The sequence below is a fragment of the Erwinia sp. MYb416 genome, from assembly GCF_037479575.1.
Lineage (GTDB): Bacteria > Pseudomonadota > Gammaproteobacteria > Enterobacterales > Enterobacteriaceae > Erwinia > Erwinia rhapontici.
The window spans coordinates 1-649 of record NZ_JBBGYT010000143.1 but is presented as its reverse complement, the minus strand read 5'-3'; the positions used below and the strand labels follow the sequence as shown (position 1 = coordinate 649).

The 649-nt window shown below is 48.2% G+C and carries 1 tRNA gene and 1 rRNA gene; both read left to right on the top strand.

Going from position 1 to position 649, the window contains the following annotated elements:
• Positions 1-31: 31 nt before the first annotated feature.
• Positions 32-107: transfer RNA gene (locus WH277_RS01360), tRNA-Ala, on the top strand.
• A 207-nt stretch (positions 108-314) separates the two neighbouring features.
• A 23S ribosomal RNA gene (locus WH277_RS01355) occupies positions 315-649 on the top strand; the annotation flags it as partial.

Genomic DNA, 649 nt, shown 5'->3' with positions numbered 1-649 from the left:
AAAACTGATTATGCCGTAAGGCAGACTGTATGGGGCTATAGCTCAGCTGGGAGAGCGCCTGCCTTGCACGCAGGAGGTCAGCGGTTCGATCCCGCTTAGCTCCACCATACTGTTTTTCTAAATAAAATACTTCAGAGTGTGCTGGATAACAGTATGCTGCGAAGTATTATGCTCTTTAACAATCCGGAACAAGCTGAAAATTGAAACGACATGTCGTTTTCATTCTCCGTAATAAGAATGAAATTAACGATATGTTCGAGTCTCTCAAATGCTTACAACAGCAATGTGTTCTTCGGGACGCTTGTGGGTTGTGTGGTTAAGCGACTAAGCGTACACGGTGGATGCCTAGGCAGTCAGAGGCGATGAAGGGCGTGCTAATCTGCGATAAGCGTCGGTAAGGTGATATGAACCGCAACAACCGACGATACCCGAATGGGGAAACCCAGTGTGTTTCGACACACTATCATGTCATGAATACATAGTGGCATGAGGCGAACCGGGGGAACTGAAACATCTAAGTACCCCGAGGAAAAGAAATCAACCGAGATTCCCCCAGTAGCGGCGAGCGAACGGGGAACAGCCCAGAACCTGAATCAGTTTGTGCATTAGTGGAAGCGTCTGGAAAGTCGCAGGGTACAGGGTGATACTC